The sequence below is a fragment of the uncultured Holdemanella sp. genome (assembly GCF_958348295.1).
Classification (GTDB): domain Bacteria; phylum Bacillota_I; class Bacilli_A; order Erysipelotrichales; family Erysipelotrichaceae; genus Holdemanella.
This window is the reverse complement of record NZ_CATVYQ010000006.1, coordinates 27,867-48,286: the sequence shown is the minus strand read 5'-3', so window position 1 is coordinate 48,286 and position 20,420 is coordinate 27,867. Positions and strand designations below refer to the sequence as shown.

The following is a 20,420-nucleotide window of genomic DNA, read 5'->3' as shown; positions in this document are numbered from 1 at the left end:
AACCACTCAAAAAAAGTGGAAACCACTCAAAAAAAAGTGGAAACCACTCAAAAAAAAGTGGAAACCACTCTATGAGATACAAACAAAACTTGGAGGATTACATGAAAATAGAAATTCATAGTTTACAAGAAACACAGAAATTTGCCACTAAAATGGCAGATCTTTGTAGAAACAAACAATTAGTCATTACATTAGATGGAGATTTGGGTGCAGGTAAAACAACTTGGACCAAAAGCTTTGGGAAAGCTTTGGGTGTAAAGAATGTGATCAATTCACCAACTTTTACAATCTTAAAGGATTATAAGCAAGAAGGTGGAGTCCCATTCCATCATATTGATGCATATCGTTTGGAAGGAAAATGTCAGGACTTAGGTTTTGAAGATTGTTTTGATGAAGGAATTACTGTAGTAGAATGGTCTGAATTTATTGAAGATCAATTGCCACAAGATCATATCAAAATTTCTTTTGAAGAAGGCATCGATGAAAATCGTACAGTGACATTAGAATATACGGGTCCTGTATCAAAGAGTATTGTGGAGGCATATCATGATTAGTTTATGTATGGATAGTGCTTATAAAGCATTAGTGTTAGGTTTATATAAAGATGGAACATTGATTGATGGTGTATCTATTGAAGCGTTCAAGAAACAAAGTGAAACGATTTTTGTGGAATTAAATCAATTGTTTGAAAAGACAGGTTTAGACTATAAAGACGTAGATGAAGTGATCATTACAGATGGTCCTGGATCTTATACAGGTATTCGTATTGCGATGACAATTGCGAAAGTATTCTGTACACAAATGCATAAAACATTAAAGTGTATTAGTACCATGCAGTTGTTTGCGGGCATGGATGAAAGTGCCAACGTTATTTTGGATGCGCGTAGTAAAAGAGCGTATGTAGCACACTTAGAAAAGGGTGTTGTGGTTGGAGAAACACAAATTTTAGAAGTCGATCAATTAGAAGATTTCTTGAACGAACATCCTGGAACTTTATATGGAGATGGTTATTTGGTGAATCAAGAAGCTGCAAGTTGTGATTTCTTGAAGAATTTTATTGAGGTACCAAGTCGTACAATTGAAAATATACATGCCTTAGTTCCTCAATATTTAAAAGAAAGCGATGCTTATAAAGCATGATTTTTAAAGAAATGAAAGACACAGATCTAGTTCGTGTTTTAGAGCTTGAACAAGCTTGTTTTAAACAGCCTTGGCTAGAAAAAGATTGTTTATATGAATTGAATGAGAATCCCTTTTCTCATGGTTGGATTTTACTAGATGAAGATACCATTGTTGGATACGCCTTTTTATGGGAAACCTTTGAAATGGCGCAGCTTGCTCGTATTGGAGTCGATCCAAACTTAAGAAAAAGAGGATATGGTAAAGAATTGATGATGCATTTGTTTGATCGAGCTCGAGAAGTGGCTTGTGAATATATGACATTAGAGGTTCGTGCCAGCAATGAGGCAGCCTTGAATTTATATCAAAAAATGGGCTTTATTCAAGTCAATGTATCTAAAAGTTATTATCCAGATGGAGAAGATGCCATTGTGATGACATTGGCATTGTAGGAGGATTATATGATTATTATCGGAATTGAAAGTAGTTGTGATGAAACAGCCGTTGCGGTTGTCAAAGATAAAAAGGAAGTATTATCAAGTGTAGTCGCAAGCCAAATTGATGTGCATACAGAATTTGGTGGTGTCGTACCCGAAGTTGCGAGTCGTATTCATGTAGAAAATATTTCGTATTGTATTGAAAAAGCATTGAAGGATGCCAATATCACTATGGAAGATGTGGATGCGGTTGCCGTTACGCAAGGGCCTGGTTTAATTGGATGTTTACACGTTGGTGTGCAAGCTGCCAAGACTTTGGCTTTTGCCTACCACAAACCATTAGTTCCTGTACATCATTTGGCAGGACATATTTATGCCAATGAATTAGTTGTGGATATGAAATATCCAGTATTGGCGCTTGTTGTTTCTGGTGGAAATACAGAACTTGTTTATATGAAGGATGAAACAAGTTTTGAAATCTTAGGAGAAACGCAGGATGATGCGATTGGAGAAGCCTTTGATAAGGTGGCTCGTGTATTGGGTCTTGGATATCCGGGTGGTCCTAAAATTGATAAATTAGCAAAAGAAGGAAAGCCTGTTTATGAACTGGCAAAACCTAAGACACAAGGTCGTTATGATTTTAGCTTTTCTGGATTGAAGAGTAGTGTTCTACAATTTACGAAACGTATGGAAAGACAGGGCAAGACATTTGATATGGCAGATTTAGCTTGTTCATTCCAAGAATGTGCATTGGATGAAATCTTCTCTCGTGTAAGAGCCGTATTAGATGATCATAAAGATATTCGTCATTTCGTTGTAGGTGGTGGTGTAAGTGCTAACTCAAGACTTCGTGAAAAGGTAGAAGAATTAAGAAATGAATATCCGGAAGTTGAATTTACTGTACCTCCAATGTATTGTTGTACAGACAATGCGAGCATGATCGGTGTTGCAGGAACAATCGCCTATCTTTCTGGAAGAAGAGCAGATGCAAGTTTAACTGCCGATTCAAGTTTAGAAATCCAATAGGAGGTTTTATGCAAGAGCTACGTTTACTTCAAGAAAAAGATTTAGAAAGTATATATCCAATCTATGTACATTATGTAAAGACAAGCGTTGCGATTTTTGATGTTGTGTCAGATTCTTTTGATGTATTTAAAGAACATATGATGGAAATATCAAAGACAAATCCATTTTATGTCGTACTTAATGATGATGTTCTAATTGGCTATGGCTATGTACACCCTGCTTTTTCGAAGGAAGCGTATAAGTATTGTGTAGAGCTTACTATTTATTTTAAAGAAGGAAAACATTATGGTTTACCTTCTAAAATGTTAGATCAGCTTGAAGCGGATTGCAGAAAATTAAACATGCGTTGGATCATTTCATGTATTACAGATTCGAATGAAGAAAGTATTGCCTTTCATAAAAAACATGGCTTTACTATGTATGGGGCATTACCTTCTTGTGGTATGAAATTTGATGTGTGGCATGGTGTAGTTTGGCTTTGTAAGAGACTGGATGAGGTTAAAAAGAATTTTTCTTGTGCAAGTAATGCAACCATCTTGGGTAATGTTTCAATTGGCAAAGATTCAAGTGTTTGGTATAACGCCGTGATTCGTAGTGAAGAAGAAACGATTGAAATTGGGCAAGAAAGCAATATTCAAGATCAGTGTGTTTTGCATACGGATTGTGGCTATCCATTAAAAATTGGTGATCGTGTTACGATTGGTCATGGAGCCATTGTGCATGGTTGTACGATTGAGGATGAGGTGCTTATTGGAATGGGCGCTATTATCTTAAATGGAGCTCATATAGGAAAGCATAGTATCATCGGTGCTGGTTGTGTTGTGCCTGAAAATATGGTGATTCCACAAAAGAGTGTTGTGGTTGGAGTACCGGCTAAAATCATTAAAAAGACTTCAGAATCTCAGGTTTCTGACATTCTTTCAAATGCAGATCATTATGTAAAATTATCAAAAAAATTGGGTTAGTCATTTGGCTAATCCTTTTGTATATTGTAAAATCTTTGTAGTGAGGTTGACTATGGAAAACTTATTGAATTATGTACATTTAAGAAGAGATATAGACTTTTCTATTCGTCCATTTAATGATGTGGATATGTTAGTATGTGCCGATCTATCTTATGTGGATTGGGATGGCATTGTGGAAAAGGACGAGGTTTCTTTAGAAGAAGCATGTCGTAAATATCTTTCTTTATATAGTGAAGAGGAATTAAAAAGTAAGTATACATTTTCAATAAATCTTCCACATTTGATTGATGCATTACAAGATACGATTCGTTATGGAAATATAAAGTTAAAGAACTATAAAAAAGTCTATAGCGATGAAGATGTGATTCAATTTAGTGTCGTAACACTTGTGTTGCCAGATGGATCTTTCGTTATTTCTTTTAGTGGTACAGATGGTAGTATTACGGGCTGGAAAGAAAATTTAATGATGACTTATAAGCAGGACCTTCCTTGTCAAATCCTGGCGAAGGATTATGTCAAAGAAACCATTGAGAATATTCCTGAAACGAATTATTTGTTTGGATTGAAAAAGAAGAAGGTCTATCCAAAGATGTATTTAACGGGGCATTCAAAGGGTGGAAATCTAGCCATGTATGCGTATTTAAAAAATCCAGAACTACAGGGATATATTGAAGGTGTGAAAAGTTTTGATGGGCCTGGCTTTGTAGAGAGTTTCTGGCAAGGTAATGAGGATATATCTAAGATCACAAACTATATTCCTAAGGATAGCATTGTGGGTCGTGTTTTAGATCATAGAGAACAAACGAAAGTCATGGATGCCGAAGGTTCTGGTCTAGTTCAGCATGATACGCTTATGTGGAGTGTGGATGTAAAAGACTTTAATTATTGTGATGCACTCACAAAAGAGAGTGATGATTTATTGGAATATGTAAATAAGTTATTAATGGATCGTCCACTGGAAGAAAAAGAGCGTTATTGTCATTTGATTGGAGAATTATTTGATCGTATGGAAATTTATACGATTGCGGATTTAACTGAATTTTCATTTAAACAGGCATTGTCTGGAATTAAGGAGATTCGTCAATTGAATGCAGAAGAAATTAAGTTTATGTTTGAAGTTGTGAAATTTATCGCGGTGCAATCCGCTCCAATATTAGTGAAAGGAAGAAAGTAAAATGAGAAAAATAGGTTGGATTGGTGCTGGCATTATGGGTCAGCCAATGGTTATTCATTTATTGAATAAGGGTTATGAAGTGCATGTGTACGCAAGACATCCAGAAAGGGTAGAACAAGCTAAAAATGCAGGTGCCATTTTAGAAGAATCGATTGTGTCTTTGACATCCAATGTAGATGTGATTTGTACAATGGTCGGTTTTCCTAGTGATGTTAAAGAAGTATATGATGTGATTTTTAGTTGTATTGAAGCGGGTAAAACTTGTATTGATTTTACGACTTCAAGTCCAAAGCTTGCTAAAGAATTGTATACAAAAGGAAAAGAATTGGGCGTTCATGTATTGGATGCGCCAGTGACTGGTGGAGATACGGGAGCTAAAAATGGTACTCTAACTGTTTTGGTTGGTGCAGACAAAGAAGATTTTGAAACAAATAAAGAAATCTTTGAAGCGTTTGGAACACAGATTGAGTATTGTGGCAAGGCAAGTTGTGGTCAACATGTCAAGATGGCCAATCAAATTATGATTGCGAATACGTTACAAGGTATTTGCGAGGCTATGTCGTATTTAAATTGTAAAGATGTGGATGAATCTTTCGTGTATCGCTTCTTGCGTAATGGAGCTGCTGGATCTAAACAGTTGGAATTCCAAGGTAAGAAGATGTTAGAGAATGATTATGCGCCTGGTTTTTATGTGAAGCATTTTGTGAAAGATCTAAAGATTGCACAAGATGAGGCAAATTTTCCTCTGTATGGTGTAAATCGTGTAATCAAAGAATATGTGGATCTAATGGATCGTGGCATGAGTGATTTGGGTACGCAGTGTTTGATTGAGTATTTTAGAAAGCCACAAATCAAAGCGGTTATCTTTGATATGGATGGTTTGATGTTTAATACGGAGAAGATGTTTAAGGATGAGTTTAAAGAGAAGGCTAAAGAATTAGGTGTTTCTTGTCCAGACTATTTTCCAGAACCATTGATTGGTTGTGATTCAAGAAAGGTTGCACTCTATGAAGAAATGTATCCGGGTGTGACTCAGGTTATGGAAGAAATTCAGGAAGAACGCGTGGATTATTTCTTTACATATTTTAAAGAGCCTGGTAGTGCCAATATGGTTGGGTTACAAAATTTAATTGAGTATATTGAAGAGAATAAGATTCCTTATGCGGTTGCCTCAAGTTCGCATCCGCAAGCTATTAAAAAGTTCTTGTCGCATGCAGGTTTTGTGTTAAGTCCAAATGTGATTGTATCTTCTAAAGAGGGATATAAATCAAAGCCGGCTCCAGATGTTTTCTTGGCAGCAGCAAAAAGATTAGGAATGGAACCAGAAAATTGTTTAGTATTAGAAGATAGTAAGCATGGAATTATGGCAGCAGCCAATGCGAAGATGCATTCCATTTTTATTCAAGATCAGATTGCGCCAGATGACGAAATGAAGGAGTATATTCAAGAGTCTTGTACGGATTTAAATGGGGTAATTGATTATTTAAAGCGTTGTAAATAATTGGTTGCTACTTTATAATATTGTTGAGAAATTAATAGGAGGACGTAATGAAAAAAGAATTAGTCATTGTTCTTGATTTTGGAGGACAATATAATCAGTTGGTTGCACGTCGTGTTCGTGAGTGCAATGTATATTGTGAAATTTATTCATATAAAACAGATTTAGAAAAAATCAAAGCTATGAATCCAAAGGGAATTATCTTGACTGGAGGACCAAATAGTTGTTATGAGGCAGATTCACCTACATATTCAAAGGAATTATTTGAGTTGGGTATCCCAGTTCTTGGTCTTTGCTATGGCGCACAATTGATGATGCATGTATTGGGTGGAAAAGTAGAAAAAGCGGATCACCGTGAATATGGTAAGACAGAGGTTCTTGTGGATAAGACTTCTTCTAAAATCTTTGAGGGTGTATCTGAAAAAACAATTTGTTGGATGTCACACTTTGACTATATTTCACAGGTAGCACCTGGATTTGAAATTACGTCTCATACAGATAACTGTCCTTGCGCATCAAGTGAAAATGCAGAAAAAGGATTATATGCAATTCAGTTCCATCCAGAAGTATTACATACACAAGAAGGCTCAAAAATGTTATATAACTTCGTTCGTGGTGTTTGTGGATGCAGTGGTGATTGGAGAATGGATAACTTTGTTGAAGAACAAATTAAGGCTATTCGTGAAAAGGTTGGAGATGGAAAAGTTTTATGTGCCCTTAGTGGTGGAGTAGACTCTTCTGTTGCAGCTGTATTATTATCAAAAGCAATTGGTAACCAATTGACATGTGTATTTGTTGATCATGGTTTACTTCGTAAAAACGAAGGGGATGAAGTAGAAGCTGTATTTGGTCCTGAAGGTCCATATGAATTAAACTTCATTCGTGTAAATGCGCAACAAAGATATTATGAAAAGCTAAAGGGTGTTGAAGAGCCAGAAGCAAAGCGTAAGATCATTGGTGAAGAATTCATTCGTGTATTTGAAGAAGAGGCTAAGAAAATTGGAAAAGTTGATTTCTTAGTTCAAGGAACGATTTATCCAGATGTTGTTGAGAGTGGTTTAGGTGGAGAATCTGCTGTAATTAAATCTCACCACAACGTTGGTGGACTTCCTGATCATGTAGATTTCAAAGAAATCATTGAACCATTACGTGACTTATTCAAGGATGAAGTTCGTAAAGCTGGTTTAGAATTAGGTATTCCTGAATACTTAGTATTCAGACAACCATTCCCAGGACCTGGTTTAGGAATTCGTATCATTGGTGAAGTAACTGAAGAAAAAGTAAAAATCGTCCAAGATGCAGATGCCATTTATCGTGAAGAAATCGCAAATGCTGGATTGGATCGTTCAATTGGTCAATACTTTGCAGCATTGACAAACATGCGTTCAGTAGGTGTTATGGGTGATGAAAGAACATATGATTATGCCATCGCTTTACGTGCCGTTAATACAATTGACTTTATGACTGCTGAATCTGCTCAGATTCCATATGAAGTATTAAATAAAGTTATGTCTCGTATTATCAATGAGGTTCGTGGGGTTAACCGTGTAATGTATGACCTTACTAGTAAGCCTCCTGGAACAATTGAGTTTGAATAATATCAAAAGTTGAAAAAGTCCTTTATTCAAGGGCTTTTTTTAATATCTCAAGTGGTGCTGAAAACATTTTGAAAACGTATTTTGTATTTGGTGCCTTAACTAAAGGCTTTCATAAGGGTCCAAAATCGCGCTTTTTAGCAAAAAACAGGTAAAATTGACCGATTTTTGACAAGAATCAGGTTATTTTTTAGCTGAAATCACTGAAATTTGGCTAAGCGGTTTGGAGGTGCTTAGAGGTTGTGCAAAAACATTAAAAAAGCCTTTAAAATAAGGCTTTCATGAGGATTTGCTTAGCCAATAAATACTTCTGTTTTACCCTTTTTTCGCATTGCCAAGATGGTTTTGAGGGCCAAAGTAATCATTTCATCGTCTGCATCGTTATCAATTTTAGTTCCATACAAGTTAATGAACCGAATAAGTTCGTCTTGTAGGCTTCTGAATACATATGGATTGCCATATACGGCTATCTCTTTTCCGAGTAATGAATTGACTATAAAATCTTGTTTTGTAAGTCCGGACATCAGTACTCTTCTATCTAATAGTTCTGCTTCCTCTTTTGACATTCTGAAAGAAATAATTTTATTTCTCAAACGTCCTTTCTGATCTAGATTTTTCTTGCTCATCTTTTTCACCATTTCTTGAAATGTTTAATTTTTTGGCAATCATAAGATCTTTATTAGGAAACATATGTGCGTATCGATAGGTTACTTTAACACTTTCATGCCCAACACGATTTGCGATATCTACAGCACTAAATCCCATTTCAATCAGCATAGATACGTGGGAATGTCTTAAATCATGGACACGTATTCTTTTAACACCGGTTTCTCTGCATCCTCGATCTATTTCATGATGAAGACCAGATTTAGTGATTGTAAAGATACGATCATCAACTTTTAAGTAGGGGAGTCTAGAGATATAATCTTGCATTTCTTCGGCTAGAAAATCAGGAAGTGTTAATACACGATTACTCTTTTTGGTTTTAGGTGTTGTGATAACGTCTTTGCCTTTAATACGCTGATATGATTTGTTGATTCTTAAAGTTTTCTTTTCAAAATCAAAATCTTCAGCTGTTAAGGCAAGCAGTTCACCAAGACGTATGCCACACCAATACAAGATTTCAAATGCATGATAACTTTCTTCTTTATTCATCATTGCTCTAGAGAAAGTAAGATATTCTTCCTTAGTCCAAAACTTCATTTCACCAACTTCTTCTTTACCCATGTTACCGGCAAGTCTAGCAGGATTGCTTTTTAATCCATAAAATCTAACAGCATAATTAAATAGTGCGCTGAGTTGATTATGAATCGTTTTAAGATACGTTTGTTTGTAGTTGTTGTCTTTCATGACTTGATCTTGCCAATGGATAATATCTTTTGGAGTAATTTCATCTAGTTTCATTTCACCAAGATAGGGAACGATATGATGATAAAAGATATTTTGTTTGGTCATCAACGTATTTTCTTTAATACGATATTCCATTGATTCTAGATAGATTTCAACAAAGTTCTTAAATAAGATGTCAGTGCTATCTTTCTTTTTGTCAATGAATAAGGATTCATATCTTTGAGCATCATGTTTTGTTCTAAAACCACGTTTTGTAGTTTGTTTAGCTTTGCCAGTCCAATCTTTATATCTTGTGACAACAAACCAAGTATTTCTTTGCTTATCTCTGTATACGGACATACTTGCTATCCTTTGTTTCATCGTCCTTGCCAAAGAAACGTTCATAGAAATAAGTACTAACAACTCTTCCTTTGATAGTTAGATATCCTTTTTTCTCTAGTTCTTCATTTAGCTGGCAGATATATCTATGTGCATATGAAGTTGATCTCCCCATGATTTCTCCGACTTCTTTTGCTGATAAAAATCTTTTTTCTTGCATAAAACATTTCTCCTTTCAATGATGTTATAGATGATTTTGAAAACACATTCACACATGCAAACCATGTTTATGAAGTGCAAGACTCGTTTTGATTTGATAATCAATCCTTGCCATTTGTCTTTTATCGAGCTTTGTAATTCTCTTTATTAATCGTGATTTATCAATAACTTTGATTTGTTCTAGCATGACAATGGATTGGTATTTTAAATCTTTGTTGTAGCGAATTAAATAATGCGTTGGAAGATAGGCTTTGGAATTAACCTTACTAGTTAAACACGCAACAATTGTTGTTGGACTATGTTTATTTCCTCGGTCATTCTGAATAACTAATACAGGCCTTACTCTAGCTTGTTCACTTCCATAGGCATCATTTAAATTGGCTAAATAAATTTCTCCTCGTTTAACTTTCATATTCGAAGCTCTCTTTCTAATATGTAAAACCAGGATTGCTCCTGGTTGATATTTAATAATTAGTATTTATCGTGTTTTCTATTTATCACCTGATTACCCGAAAACAAGGGAATCCTATTCGACAAGATGTTCGCAATTCATCTTTCATTGGGGTCGCACCAACCCATCTTACGCGTGGGCCTGTCGCTAGAAGTATCATTATCTTATATATTGTCATGGCACAATCAGCATCATTGTTTATCAATCTAAAGTATCATCGCTCCGTATTAAACATCATCGCGCAATAGTGAAATAGCTCGAATATATAAGTGGTGTATCGAATAGTTGTTATTGAGTTTTCAAAGAGCTATATAAGAGAATATTTTTCCCTTCACCCTATGAGCCAATTGAAATACTCAATAATTGCACACTTTGCATTATTTTTTTGATTTATATACTTTTTCTAGTTTGGATAGTCTTCTTGATATCGTATATCTAGGAATACCAGTAATTTCGGATATTTCTTTCCCGGTATACCCACGATACATTAAAAAGACAATGAGCTGAACCTCAAATCCAAATTCTTCTAAAGCTTTTGCAAGAGCTATACTATGAATTGAATTCATAAAATCTTCTACTGTTGTTATTTCTGCTGTTGAATTATCACATACGAATTCAAAAAAATTATCGGATGGTTGTAGCGCATGTTCATAGAATCTACGATCCGAATTAAAAATCATGCGATCATAATCATAGATAAGTTTGATTTTGTCTTCTGTCAAACCATTTTCTTTCATGAATTTTTCATCCCTTTCTTTCCATTTTTTAAATCTGTTTTCTTCACTTCTGTGGTTTTTAAATCTTGTCATTTCATCTTTCTCCTTTTAAACTCACACTTTTGAAGGAAGTAGCCCTTCATATATGAGCCGACGAAAGATGACATTTATTGCAGTGGTTTAAAAAAAGAAAGAAAACTTCTTCCATGAAGTATGTGCAATGATAAAAAAATGCAGATCGTTATAAATAGGATCTGCATCATTTATTTGTGTTATCGGTTATTTATGAGAGTTGGATCTCTGATTTTTGCCATCAATACAATTAGAACATTCTTAAAATACTTAAACAATATTTAAAATATAAAAATCGACGAATAAACACAAAATATCATTCGAAGAATATATATCTTATTGCTTTGAATATGATATACTGTTCTTATCAGAAAGAGGAAAAAGTATGGTGCGCCAGTTCGGTGCAGTTGATTTAGTTAGGTGAAACTCCTGACCTGGTAACTCTTGGAGCAAAGAGGCCAGTATCTAGTCCTTGGGCATTGTATCGTGAGGTACAGTGCTAAGCGTAGGAAGGAAAGACTTAGAGCCCTAAAGCGAAAGCCTGAAGCAATTTAGCGTCGTTAGTACCAACAAAGTGGTGCGTGATGCTCTCATACTAGCCGTAACCAATATAGGTTGAATCGTTATGCCAGATTCAATCGGACACCACCGGCGTTATAAAGCAGGGCGAGAAGTCAAGGTATCAACTGCATACCTGGGAGGTCTTGCACATGTCAAACCTGTATTTTTACCAAGCGTATCGGTTGTGTGCAAAATATGTAGAATTAAAATCCGTCAGAAAATTTGTATGTTTTTCACAATTGCATATTTAGCATTATAACTATACAATTAAGATGTAATTCCATTTACAATTGGGGGGATAGTTGTGGTTAGATATGTATTACTTGAAATGCGTAAGCAGTGGGAGTTTTTTCCGTTTGTCTTTATGCTTTTAGCAAGTTTTTTTCTCTCTGTAATATCCCCTTACCTCAATGGTGTCTTTTTAGATTTTCTCACATATAATCATGTCATTGAAGAAGTTCTCAAATTTTCAGTATTTATCGCCACGGTAGGTATTTTGGGAGCGATTATGTCCTATTTTGGGCGCAATAAATTTGGATGGGGTTAGGTGAATTTGCTCTCCAAGAATTTAAGGGGCGGCATATACCCCAAAACGGTTTATAGCTAATTTTGGGCTCGGGCAACATTTAGTTGTCCGAGTTCTTTTTTTTCAACTATTTTAATGCTTCCGTTATCCTTGTCGATTTCAAAATCAATGTCTTTTTTAAAGATCAACATACGTCTGTTTCTGAATCGTTCCCAGTTGCGATATCCATTGGCTGCTTTCGTAACTAATTTAATAATCACATTACAATTCTCTGACAGTGCATTGTTGATTCTTTTCTGTTCTACAGTAATTTCTCCTGTGTCTTTTGAAACGATACAACAGTGATTATACGCGTGTTTCAAAACGAAATGATCAGAGTTTCATTCATACAATCCTGAAAGACATTTATATCTGAATGAAGAACATAAATGTACAGTAATAATCTTATATTTTAATGATACAGTATATTTATTATCTTGAAAATCAAAAAATATGTAGCTGCAGGCACTAAAAACGCCCCAAAATACTTTGGAGCGAATCTTGAGCTGCCTAGCACACTGCCCTATGTAATCTTATAGCGTATCTAGACCCCAACTATTTTTATATAGTCCTATTTTGCAAATATGGCAACGACCAAAATACTGACTAAGACGGCATTTTCTCTTCTGTTTAAATTAACCACTCATATTGAACATATGAAACTGCGTTATATCGAGAAACAAAACGCTGCATATGTTACACAACGAATCTTTAATGATGTTATCCAAGTAACCACATTTGTTATATCAAATTTTCTGACCGCTATCTTATACCTTATTCAGATGGTGGGGATTGCAATCCTGTTTCTCTATATCAATCCTTTACTGTTGATATTGGTTGTAATCTTACTTATTCCATATATATTATTGTTCTGCCTGATGAAGGAACCTCTCTACGAGTCCCTTAAGCAAAAGAAGGAAGCCGATAATTCTATTTTTGGCAACTTAGCGAGCCAAATCAACAATGTTTTCTATACTCAGCTAAATTCCAGCTTTGAACAAAATGATAAAACATTTAGACAAGAGTTTAGTTACTATCTTCCGCATGTTCTTAAAGCAAATAGGTTAAGCTATTTATTCTCATCTACGGACAGCGTTATCTCCACGATATTTCAGTCGCTTATGTTTATTTTTGGTGGTATCCAAATCATTTATGGCAAAATGAGCATCGGCGAATTTCTAATGATCAATTCATACTTTTCACTAATGTTAAAGTCAGTTAAGTATTTCGCAAACATATATAAATCTTATCAGGATGCATCTTCTTCCTATAGCAGGGTCACGGAATTCTTACAAACTCCTGAGATGTCCAACGGAAATATGGAGATTACCCAGATTCAAACGATTGATATAGATAAACTCTCATATCGGTTTACATCCCAAAACGGAGAACTGAAATTATTTAACGATCTATCATACAGTATGGCAAAAGGAAATGTTTATGCAATTGTGGGAGCCAATGGTTCGGGAAAGAGTACCTTGTTAAAGATTTTGGCAGGTTTATACGAATCAGAAAATGCCATATACATTAACAATCATCCATTATTCCACATTAATATGGATGTTGTACGTCAAGAACTCTATTCCATAGTACCACAAAAACTATTGGTTCCTTCTGGAACGGTTCAAAGCTATTTAGCGGAAACACTGGCAGTCCCCAAACAAAGTGTTTCTGCGACATTGGAAGGATCCTGTGAACTCAAGAGTTACGCGGAATCAATAATGTTGCTGCTGGATAATGAGTGTAAAACATTGTCTGGTGGTGAATTAAGAAAATTGCATTTGTGGTTGGCAGTAAACAAACGCAGCAATGTATTGTTTCTTGATGAACCATCTACGGGACTGGACGAAAAAAGTAAAGAGGATCTAATTGATTATCTTCGTGGCGACCCGTTACATCGGATTATTGTCGTAATGACACATGACAGCGACATGATTAAAGCAGCAGATCATATTTTAAAAATTAATGAGGAGGAAGAAAAAGCATGATTATATACCCGGTAGAGATTGAAAAGAATGTTCACTTCATGAAATTGAAACCCAGACGGCTTCCCGTCCCTTACTCCAGAACGGAGAACAACGGTTATTGTTCCATGTTGACTAATAATGGTGACTCGAATTACACCATGTGTAACAGCACGAGCATGAAGATTTTGGATATGTGCAATGGAGAAAAGACCGTTGAGCAGATTCTGTGTACACTGGTTGAGCTGTATCCGGAAGTGGAAAAATCCAGAGCTGAAAGAGATCTGATTCATACACTAAGCAATTTTACACGTTTGGACGCTATTGAATGGAAGGATGATGATGGAATGAGCAATAACCCGTTTGTTTTGACAGCAGTAGGCCATATTGATGAACAGGTAATGATTGCCCTTGCCGGAGAGGATGATATTCGTGATTTGAGTGTTTTTTTCCAGGATTTCATTAAGCAGGGGCCTCATGACAACTTAACTGATACTTACAGTTATTTTTGGGGAAACGATTATAGAGAATATATGAGTCCGACCATGATTCGGCAATGCTTATATAGTTATTATAAGGACTTCTTTGTAATTAAGTGTCAAAGGAAAATTATTGGTGTAATTGCAGTTAAACCGGCTCATGAGGCATATCTGAATGATGCAGTTATTCAGCTCATTTCGGTTCCGAAATACTTGTTTAACAGATGCATCAAGGAAGTGATTTCTTATTACAGAGATTTTCCGTATAAGAAAATAAATGCGCTTAGGGTTCAGGTTCCAAATGGAAATGAAGATGCGAAGAACGTGATTGAAGCTGCTCTTGTACCCAATGGATTTTCGTTGGAAGCAATTCGCGAGAAAGAGTATTGCGGAAATCAAGATATCTACGTGTACTGTGCTCGAATTGTCAGAAATGACTAATGCCCAAGATACATTGGACTATAGAATATGAGGTGAAAGGAATGGCAAATCGATTTACACATATTTTGAGAGCACCACATCAGGTATCGTTTGATATTACTAACAAATGTAATTTGCGGTGTTTGCACTGTTTTAATAGCAGTGGAGAAAACGATGTTGTAAAAAATGAATTATCAGACGAAGAGGTTCTTTCTTTTATTCGGTCTCTGGTACCGATGCAACTTTATAATGTGTGTTTCTGTGGTGGTGAGACTCTCATCCGAAAGGATCTGCTCTGTAAATGTATAAAAGAGCTAAAGCCCTCCGGAACACACTGCAGCATGGTAACAAATGGTATTCTGGCTACAGATGAAACCATTATGGAGCTTGAGCAATCTGGATTAGATGCAATCCAGTTTAGCTTGGACGGAATGGAAGCAGCACATGATAAACTTCGTAACAAAACAGGTGTATATGCTTCTGTTATGCGTGCAATCCATTTTGTAATCAATAATACCAATCTCCATTTATCCATTGCATTCACGCCTACGAATTTCAATTTGGACGATTTTGAAATCGTATACGAGGAATTGGCTCAAATCTGGAAGAACAGCAAAAGAGTCAAAACTGGAGATTATATCGAGCTTCGTTTACAACCGCTGATGCTGTTGGGCAGAGCAAAAAATAACTTGGGTATTGTCCCGACAGATGATCAGTATAGAAGACTCGTCCAGCTCATTCGTGAAAGAGAAGCATATAGATATTCCAAGAGCATTGATGTGAAATGGGGAGACCCGATTGACCACTTGATCCGCTTCAAGGACAACAACAATTTCCTTGATCAAGCTATTGTACATGCAAATGGAGACATTGTTGTATCTGCTTATCTTCCGATTGTTGTCGGAAATATAAATAAACACTCGTTGTCTGATTATTGGAATCATGGCCTGAATGATATTTGGTCAAAGCGAGTAATCCAGTATCTTGTATCGAGAATGCAGTCTATTCATGATATGGAAGAACTGACAGATACAATTGCAGACATTAATATGGATAATGGGTTGAGTTTTGACCTTATGGAATGTGACCTTGATGATCTTAATTTAATTAAGGAGGTGCTTCTTAGTTAAAATCGACCGAAATCACTAAAGAAAGGAGGCAATACATATGTACGAATCACCCGATGTTGATAAGCTGAATGGCGCGTCCCCGGCTGGCATCAATGACTATGTGTGGATGAATAGCGTTGCGATTGGCGAAGCATATGTTGCTGTCGTTATTGCCGGCGTTTTCTTCCAGACGATTTTTCAGGTGGATACCACCTACCCTGTTTCTATCCCTAATGATCCGGTAGAAAGTTAATTGCTTTATAGTTCGTTAATTCTCAAGGCGGCCAAGCAGAAATGTTTGGCCGCCAATTATAAAAAATCAACTACCCTCTTGACAGTATTTAGAATTTTAGCTATAATTAAAAATACAAAGAGGTAGCATATTATGAAGGAAGACTTTTTTCACGCACTTGCAAGTCCTTATCGTCGAGAAATAATAAAACTCTTGAAATGGAAAAATCTAAGTGCAGGTGAAATAGCGGATCATTTTGATATTTCTCAACCATCCATTTCGAGACATTTAGATATTCTAAAGCAAGCTGAGATTGTTACTGCGGAACGTAAGGCAAACCAGATTATATATTCGTTGAATCTTTCTGTTATGGAAGAGATTTTCATGCAGTTATCTGATCTGTTTCAGATAAAGGAAGGTATGCAGGGAGGTCGTACTTATGAGTGTTAATAAAACAAGAGGAATTATTATTGTACTGTCTATTCTTGCTTTGGCAGCGTCCCTTGCTATCGAAAACAAAATGGTAGCACTTATTTTAATGAGTATTTGCATTTCGGGTGCAGTATTTATTTTATATCGTCATCTTGGAGAACTGACTGATATTTCGGCAGACAACCCTAAGATGAAAACGTTAAAAGGGGTCACGATTTTTAACATTGCTGTTTTAGTCGGGTGTGTATTAGCTGCTATTTTGATTGGTACGGATATTTGGAAGATTTCCGAAAATGGAGAAAAGTATTTTGCGGCAACAATTGTCGCTGCGGTGATTTTCTTCTCCGGCAATATAGCTCCTAAACTTCCATATAGTAAGCATACGGGTTTGCGACTCCCCTGGACAGTTACTGATGAAGAAACATGGGTTGTTGCACATAGAGTATTGGCTTATGTTTCAATTCCGCTTGGAATCGCATATATTGCAGGTGTATCAGTAATTGAAAATTTTGAAATTCTGACCCTTGCAACCATTATTCTATGGGTAGGAATTCCAGGAGGACTATCGTATCTTTTCTTCCATAAAAAATGCGGGGGGAAATAATAAAACTAACCGTGGTAAAACTAACCGACAGTTCTAAAAAAACGTAATTATCTTGCAAAACTGCAACCCGTCTGCTATAATATCCTGTCTTTGACAGCCAGAAAAGAAATAAAGTGGTCCAAAGCCCTAGTATAAAGGCTTTGAGCCACTTTTTTGGAATATATAAAAATAGATAGGGATAAATCAACCTTTAAAAGTCATAGGGATTTTTGCTTTTAGAAAGCAATAACCTTAAAACACTCATAGTATTTTAAACCCTACAACTTTTAATCTAGCTGGTATCTAATTGCGGATTACCATTTTACCTATAACCATTCAAATCTATCACGCGATCACATTCTTCAGCTAATTGTATATCATGTGTAACCATTATAATTGTACATCCTTCTTTTTTAAATTCTTTGAGTAATTTTATAACAATTTGTTTATTTTCTTCATCTAGTGATCCGGTTGGCTCATCAGCTAAAATCAATTCACATGGCTTAACTAATAATCTAGCAAGGGCTATACGTTGTTGTTCTCCCCCAGAACATTCATATATGTATTTTTTTGAATATCCATTTAAGCCAACTTTTTTTAACGCGTCTTCAATGTACTTATTTACGGTCTTATTATTTTTTTCATTTATCGCCATCTGTAGATTTTCGTATACAGTTTTATTTTCGATTAATGCAAAATTCTGGAACAAATATCCTATTTTTGATTTTAAGAGTAAAGTGGCTTTCTTTGAAAATGGCTTAATTCCTTTTTCTCCAAACAAAATAATTTCTCCTGAATCTGGACTATCTAATAAGCCAATCATATTTAACAATGTTGATTTACCACACCCGGATTTTCCAATTATTGCAACAAACTCATTTTCATATATGGTACAAGAAAATGAATCAAAGATTACTTTCTCTTTAAATTTCTTTTGAATCGAATCTAATTCTACAATTTTCTTCATAACTATCTGGCTCCTTTCAATGAATCTACACATTCAGCATATTCTTTTTTCTTTAACGTGAAAATGGTAAATATCAAATCTATTCCAAGTATTAAAAAGCCAATTTCAAAAGATTCTAATATTCTTTTAGAATATAATGCATAGAAAATAATCACCGATAGATAAAGAGATATATTTATACTTAAATATAATGAATATCTTTCGTAGAAAGATTTCCCTAAAAGATATTGAATAGACAAATAGTATCTTTTTTCAAATAAGAAAATGACAATCGCTTGAAGTTGGTAAACAAATAAAATTGTGCTTATTAAAACGATTAGTATAGTTAATGAAATCAATTCATATGTTTTTTTGTTCTTGACCTGTGCAAAATAAGAATCACTTAAATAAAATTTTACTTTTTTGTCCATATTGTTCTGAATTAAAAATCTTTTAAAATTTGAAACACTTTTTTTTGTATCGATTGGGATAAAATAATTATCAGTTGAAACCCCTGCATTTTCCATCCAATTATGGTCTATAAAAATTACCGGATTTATTTTTTCTAAATCTTTCGTATTTTCTACATAAGGCATATGTCTTACAAACCTAAGATTTGGTTCGATTCGAATTACCTTACAATCTTCATAATTTGAATAATAGCTTATCTGATCTTGATTGAATGAATAATTTTCAGGTATCAGTAAAATAGATTCTTCTATCTGATTAAAATCTAAAGGATTTCCGAATTCATCGCGAATCGTATAATCTTTTAAATAATTATTATTTACAACTATATATGGTATTTCATTTGAAACAGGTATTTCTAAATCACTGTCCATATGATTTTTTAAGAAGTCAATTCGTTTGTTTATATCGAAATCCTCATATATTCCATTATGTTCCTGCATATAATAATACAGTTTATTAACAAGTTCAGATGAATAAAATAAGTCCTCATTTAAAGACACAGATATGCCGTTTGTTATAATTTTATTCGACATTTGACTTTCATTCAAATTCAAAATGTAGAGATAGTGTACTGATTCTATCCAATCCGCGCAGTTTGTTAAGAATACAGGAAATAAAACAAAAATCAGAATTCCTTTCAAGACCAATGATAGAACTGTTTTATTTTCTTGAGTACCATTTTGTTTTATATACTTCACTGATTTGACGGTTATCGTTGAAATTAACAAAATAATTCCTATCATAATTAAACTGAAAAGTAGCTTAATCCCCTCATTGATTAGATAGTATAAGAATAAAGAGGCACATGGTCTATAAGGGCCAACAAATAATGCGAATAAAATAATTTCTAAGAAAAGAAATAGACCGTATAAGATTGCGATATGTTTTGTATATAGTGATATAAAAATTTTCTTGTTTGAATTTCCTAGCATTTTACGTATTACTATTTCTTTTCTATCTTTCAAAAAAATAAAAGCGAAAATCAATGCAGTCCCTAATATTGCATTCAAAAAAACCATATTCAAAAATTTTTCTTTTTGCATAGAGTAAGGAACAATTTCAACATCTGAGATACCTTGTCCTTGGCTATTTTCAGGGATAAATTCTTTAAAATAATCTTTCATTTGACTTGTAGAAGTTTTATTTGAAATAGAGTAAAGTGTAATAATTTCAGAACCTGGAGTGTGATTCAATAAATCATTTAAAGTGTGAAATTCATATATGTCATTATAATCTCCGTAATAGCCTCGATTTAAATAATCAATATAATTATATGCATCCTTATCATTTAGATTTGTAGAATAATAATTCTTTGAATCCTTTTTAAAATTAATTCGTTTTTGATCATTCCGTATATATAGGGATTTCAAATCCTGTGGATCAGCAGAATAAATATAGATTAAATTCTTTTGTATAAACCCCTCAGTATTTTCATGAACTGCTATAATTCCTGTACTGTTTGTCTTTTCACAATATTCATGAATTGTTGAAACTAAATCTTCATTAAATTGCAGGTTTAATCCTGTTACTTTTTTATTAGTTGTTTGTCCAATTGAAGTGGCAAAAGAATCCATTCTGTTTATCTGATCAGAAGAAAAGGATGAGAATCCGGAATAAAAAATATATACACTTAGGATAGCAACAAGCAAGTATGATAATTTTTTCATAATTCATCTCAACTTTCTAAAAAAGAGTCCCTTATTGACAAGGGAACTCTT

The 20,420-nt window shown here is 34.7% G+C and carries 23 protein-coding genes; 15 read left to right on the top strand and 8 right to left on the bottom strand.

All coding sequences use genetic code 11. The annotated features are described in order from the left end of the window. Nucleotides 1-101: 101 nt before the first annotated feature. From tsaE to guaA, 8 genes are read left to right on the top strand one after another with little or no spacing between them, the layout of a single operon-like run. A complete protein-coding gene (tsaE, locus tag Q3907_RS02170; protein ID WP_301897023.1) occupies nucleotides 102-554 on the top strand; it encodes a tRNA (adenosine(37)-N6)-threonylcarbamoyltransferase complex ATPase subunit type 1 TsaE in 453 nt (150 codons plus the stop codon). Further along, entirely contained in the window at nucleotides 547-1,140 is a 594-nt protein-coding gene (gene tsaB / locus Q3907_RS02165; RefSeq protein WP_295644885.1) for a tRNA (adenosine(37)-N6)-threonylcarbamoyltransferase complex dimerization subunit type 1 TsaB, read from the top strand. The genes tsaE and tsaB overlap by 8 nt, the downstream gene beginning before the upstream one ends. Continuing rightward, complete coding sequence (gene rimI, locus Q3907_RS02160) at nucleotides 1,137-1,571, top strand: ribosomal protein S18-alanine N-acetyltransferase (protein WP_295644882.1); 435 nt, start codon at nucleotides 1,137-1,139, stop codon at nucleotides 1,569-1,571. Before tsaB ends, rimI begins: the two co-directional genes overlap by 4 nt. Nucleotides 1,572-1,580: 9 nt before the next feature. After that, the gene (gene tsaD, locus Q3907_RS02155) at nucleotides 1,581-2,582 is read left to right on the top strand and encodes a tRNA (adenosine(37)-N6)-threonylcarbamoyltransferase complex transferase subunit TsaD (protein ID WP_117572160.1); all 1,002 of its coding nucleotides are present in this window, start codon (nucleotides 1,581-1,583) and stop codon (nucleotides 2,580-2,582) included. A gap of 8 nt (nucleotides 2,583-2,590) precedes the next feature. Then, nucleotides 2,591-3,547, top strand: coding sequence for a GNAT family N-acetyltransferase (locus tag Q3907_RS02150; protein WP_301897021.1), 957 nt, complete (start codon nucleotides 2,591-2,593; stop codon nucleotides 3,545-3,547). A gap of 52 nt (nucleotides 3,548-3,599) precedes the next feature. After that, the gene (locus Q3907_RS02145; protein WP_301897020.1) at nucleotides 3,600-4,721 is read left to right on the top strand and encodes an Mbeg1-like protein; all 1,122 of its coding nucleotides are present in this window, start codon (nucleotides 3,600-3,602) and stop codon (nucleotides 4,719-4,721) included. A gap of 1 nt (nucleotide 4,722) precedes the next feature. Further along, a complete protein-coding gene (locus Q3907_RS02140) occupies nucleotides 4,723-6,222 on the top strand; it encodes an HAD-IA family hydrolase (RefSeq protein ID WP_301897019.1) in 1,500 nt (499 codons plus the stop codon). Between the two features lie 47 nt (nucleotides 6,223-6,269). Beyond that, complete coding sequence (guaA, locus tag Q3907_RS02135; protein WP_003865445.1) at nucleotides 6,270-7,817, top strand: glutamine-hydrolyzing GMP synthase; 1,548 nt, start codon at nucleotides 6,270-6,272, stop codon at nucleotides 7,815-7,817. Nucleotides 7,818-8,107: 290 nt separating this feature from the next. Here the strand turns inward: guaA and Q3907_RS02130 are convergent, their stop codons facing one another. From Q3907_RS02130 to Q3907_RS02110, 5 genes are all read right to left on the bottom strand, one after another. Further along, entirely contained in the window at nucleotides 8,108-8,338 is a 231-nt protein-coding gene (locus tag Q3907_RS02130; protein ID WP_301897018.1) for a hypothetical protein, read from the bottom strand. A 58-nt stretch (nucleotides 8,339-8,396) separates the two neighbouring features. Continuing rightward, on the bottom strand, nucleotides 8,397-9,503 hold the full coding sequence (locus Q3907_RS02125; protein ID WP_301897017.1) for a site-specific integrase: 1,107 nt from the start codon (nucleotides 9,501-9,503) through the stop codon (nucleotides 8,397-8,399). Further along, on the bottom strand, nucleotides 9,484-9,702 hold the full coding sequence (locus tag Q3907_RS02120) for a DNA-binding protein (protein ID WP_176931834.1): 219 nt from the start codon (nucleotides 9,700-9,702) through the stop codon (nucleotides 9,484-9,486). Before Q3907_RS02120 ends, Q3907_RS02125 begins: the two co-directional genes overlap by 20 nt. A 48-nt stretch (nucleotides 9,703-9,750) precedes the next feature. Then, on the bottom strand, nucleotides 9,751-10,113 hold the full coding sequence (locus Q3907_RS02115) for a type II toxin-antitoxin system PemK/MazF family toxin (RefSeq protein WP_301897016.1): 363 nt from the start codon (nucleotides 10,111-10,113) through the stop codon (nucleotides 9,751-9,753). A 416-nt stretch (nucleotides 10,114-10,529) separates the two neighbouring features. Then, nucleotides 10,530-10,961 carry a hypothetical protein gene (locus Q3907_RS02110; RefSeq protein WP_301897015.1) on the bottom strand — a complete coding sequence of 144 codons (432 nt, stop codon included), beginning with the start codon at nucleotides 10,959-10,961 and terminating at the stop codon, nucleotides 10,530-10,532. Between the two features lie 844 nt (nucleotides 10,962-11,805). Here Q3907_RS02110 and Q3907_RS02105 point away from each other — a divergent pair. Then, nucleotides 11,806-12,048 carry a hypothetical protein gene (locus tag Q3907_RS02105; protein ID WP_301897014.1) on the top strand — a complete coding sequence of 81 codons (243 nt, stop codon included), beginning with the start codon at nucleotides 11,806-11,808 and terminating at the stop codon, nucleotides 12,046-12,048. A gap of 56 nt (nucleotides 12,049-12,104) precedes the next feature. Here Q3907_RS02105 and Q3907_RS02100 read toward each other — a convergent pair whose 3' ends face one another. Beyond that, nucleotides 12,105-12,389, bottom strand: a complete 285-nt coding sequence (locus Q3907_RS02100) for a transposase (RefSeq protein ID WP_301897013.1) — start codon at nucleotides 12,387-12,389, stop codon at nucleotides 12,105-12,107. A 261-nt stretch (nucleotides 12,390-12,650) separates the two neighbouring features. Here Q3907_RS02100 and Q3907_RS02095 point away from each other — a divergent pair, with 261 nt between their 5' ends. From Q3907_RS02095 to Q3907_RS02070, 6 genes are all read left to right on the top strand, one after another. After that, entirely contained in the window at nucleotides 12,651-14,054 is a 1,404-nt protein-coding gene (locus Q3907_RS02095) for an ATP-binding cassette domain-containing protein (protein WP_301897012.1), read from the top strand. Beyond that, the gene (locus Q3907_RS02090) at nucleotides 14,051-14,950 is read left to right on the top strand and encodes a PqqD family protein (protein WP_337526219.1); all 900 of its coding nucleotides are present in this window, start codon (nucleotides 14,051-14,053) and stop codon (nucleotides 14,948-14,950) included. The genes Q3907_RS02095 and Q3907_RS02090 overlap by 4 nt, the downstream gene beginning before the upstream one ends. Nucleotides 14,951-14,991: 41 nt before the next feature. Continuing rightward, on the top strand, nucleotides 14,992-16,059 hold the full coding sequence (locus Q3907_RS02085) for a radical SAM protein (RefSeq protein ID WP_301897010.1): 1,068 nt from the start codon (nucleotides 14,992-14,994) through the stop codon (nucleotides 16,057-16,059). A gap of 37 nt (nucleotides 16,060-16,096) precedes the next feature. Further along, nucleotides 16,097-16,291, top strand: coding sequence for a hypothetical protein (locus tag Q3907_RS02080; protein WP_301897009.1), 195 nt, complete (start codon nucleotides 16,097-16,099; stop codon nucleotides 16,289-16,291). A gap of 132 nt (nucleotides 16,292-16,423) precedes the next feature. Continuing rightward, the gene (locus Q3907_RS02075) at nucleotides 16,424-16,720 is read left to right on the top strand and encodes an autorepressor SdpR family transcription factor (protein ID WP_301897008.1); all 297 of its coding nucleotides are present in this window, start codon (nucleotides 16,424-16,426) and stop codon (nucleotides 16,718-16,720) included. After that, on the top strand, nucleotides 16,710-17,306 hold the full coding sequence (locus Q3907_RS02070) for an SdpI family protein (protein WP_301897006.1): 597 nt from the start codon (nucleotides 16,710-16,712) through the stop codon (nucleotides 17,304-17,306). Before Q3907_RS02075 ends, Q3907_RS02070 begins: the two co-directional genes overlap by 11 nt. A gap of 301 nt (nucleotides 17,307-17,607) precedes the next feature. Here the strand turns inward: Q3907_RS02070 and Q3907_RS02065 are convergent, their stop codons facing one another. Beyond that, nucleotides 17,608-18,252: a putative bacteriocin export ABC transporter gene (locus Q3907_RS02065; RefSeq protein WP_301897005.1), complete on the bottom strand. Its 645-nt coding sequence runs from the start codon at nucleotides 18,250-18,252 to the stop codon at nucleotides 17,608-17,610. 2 nt (nucleotides 18,253-18,254) lie between these two features. Next, a complete protein-coding gene (locus Q3907_RS02060; RefSeq protein WP_301897004.1) occupies nucleotides 18,255-20,369 on the bottom strand; it encodes a hypothetical protein in 2,115 nt (704 codons plus the stop codon). Between the last annotated feature and the right edge of the window lie 51 nt (nucleotides 20,370-20,420).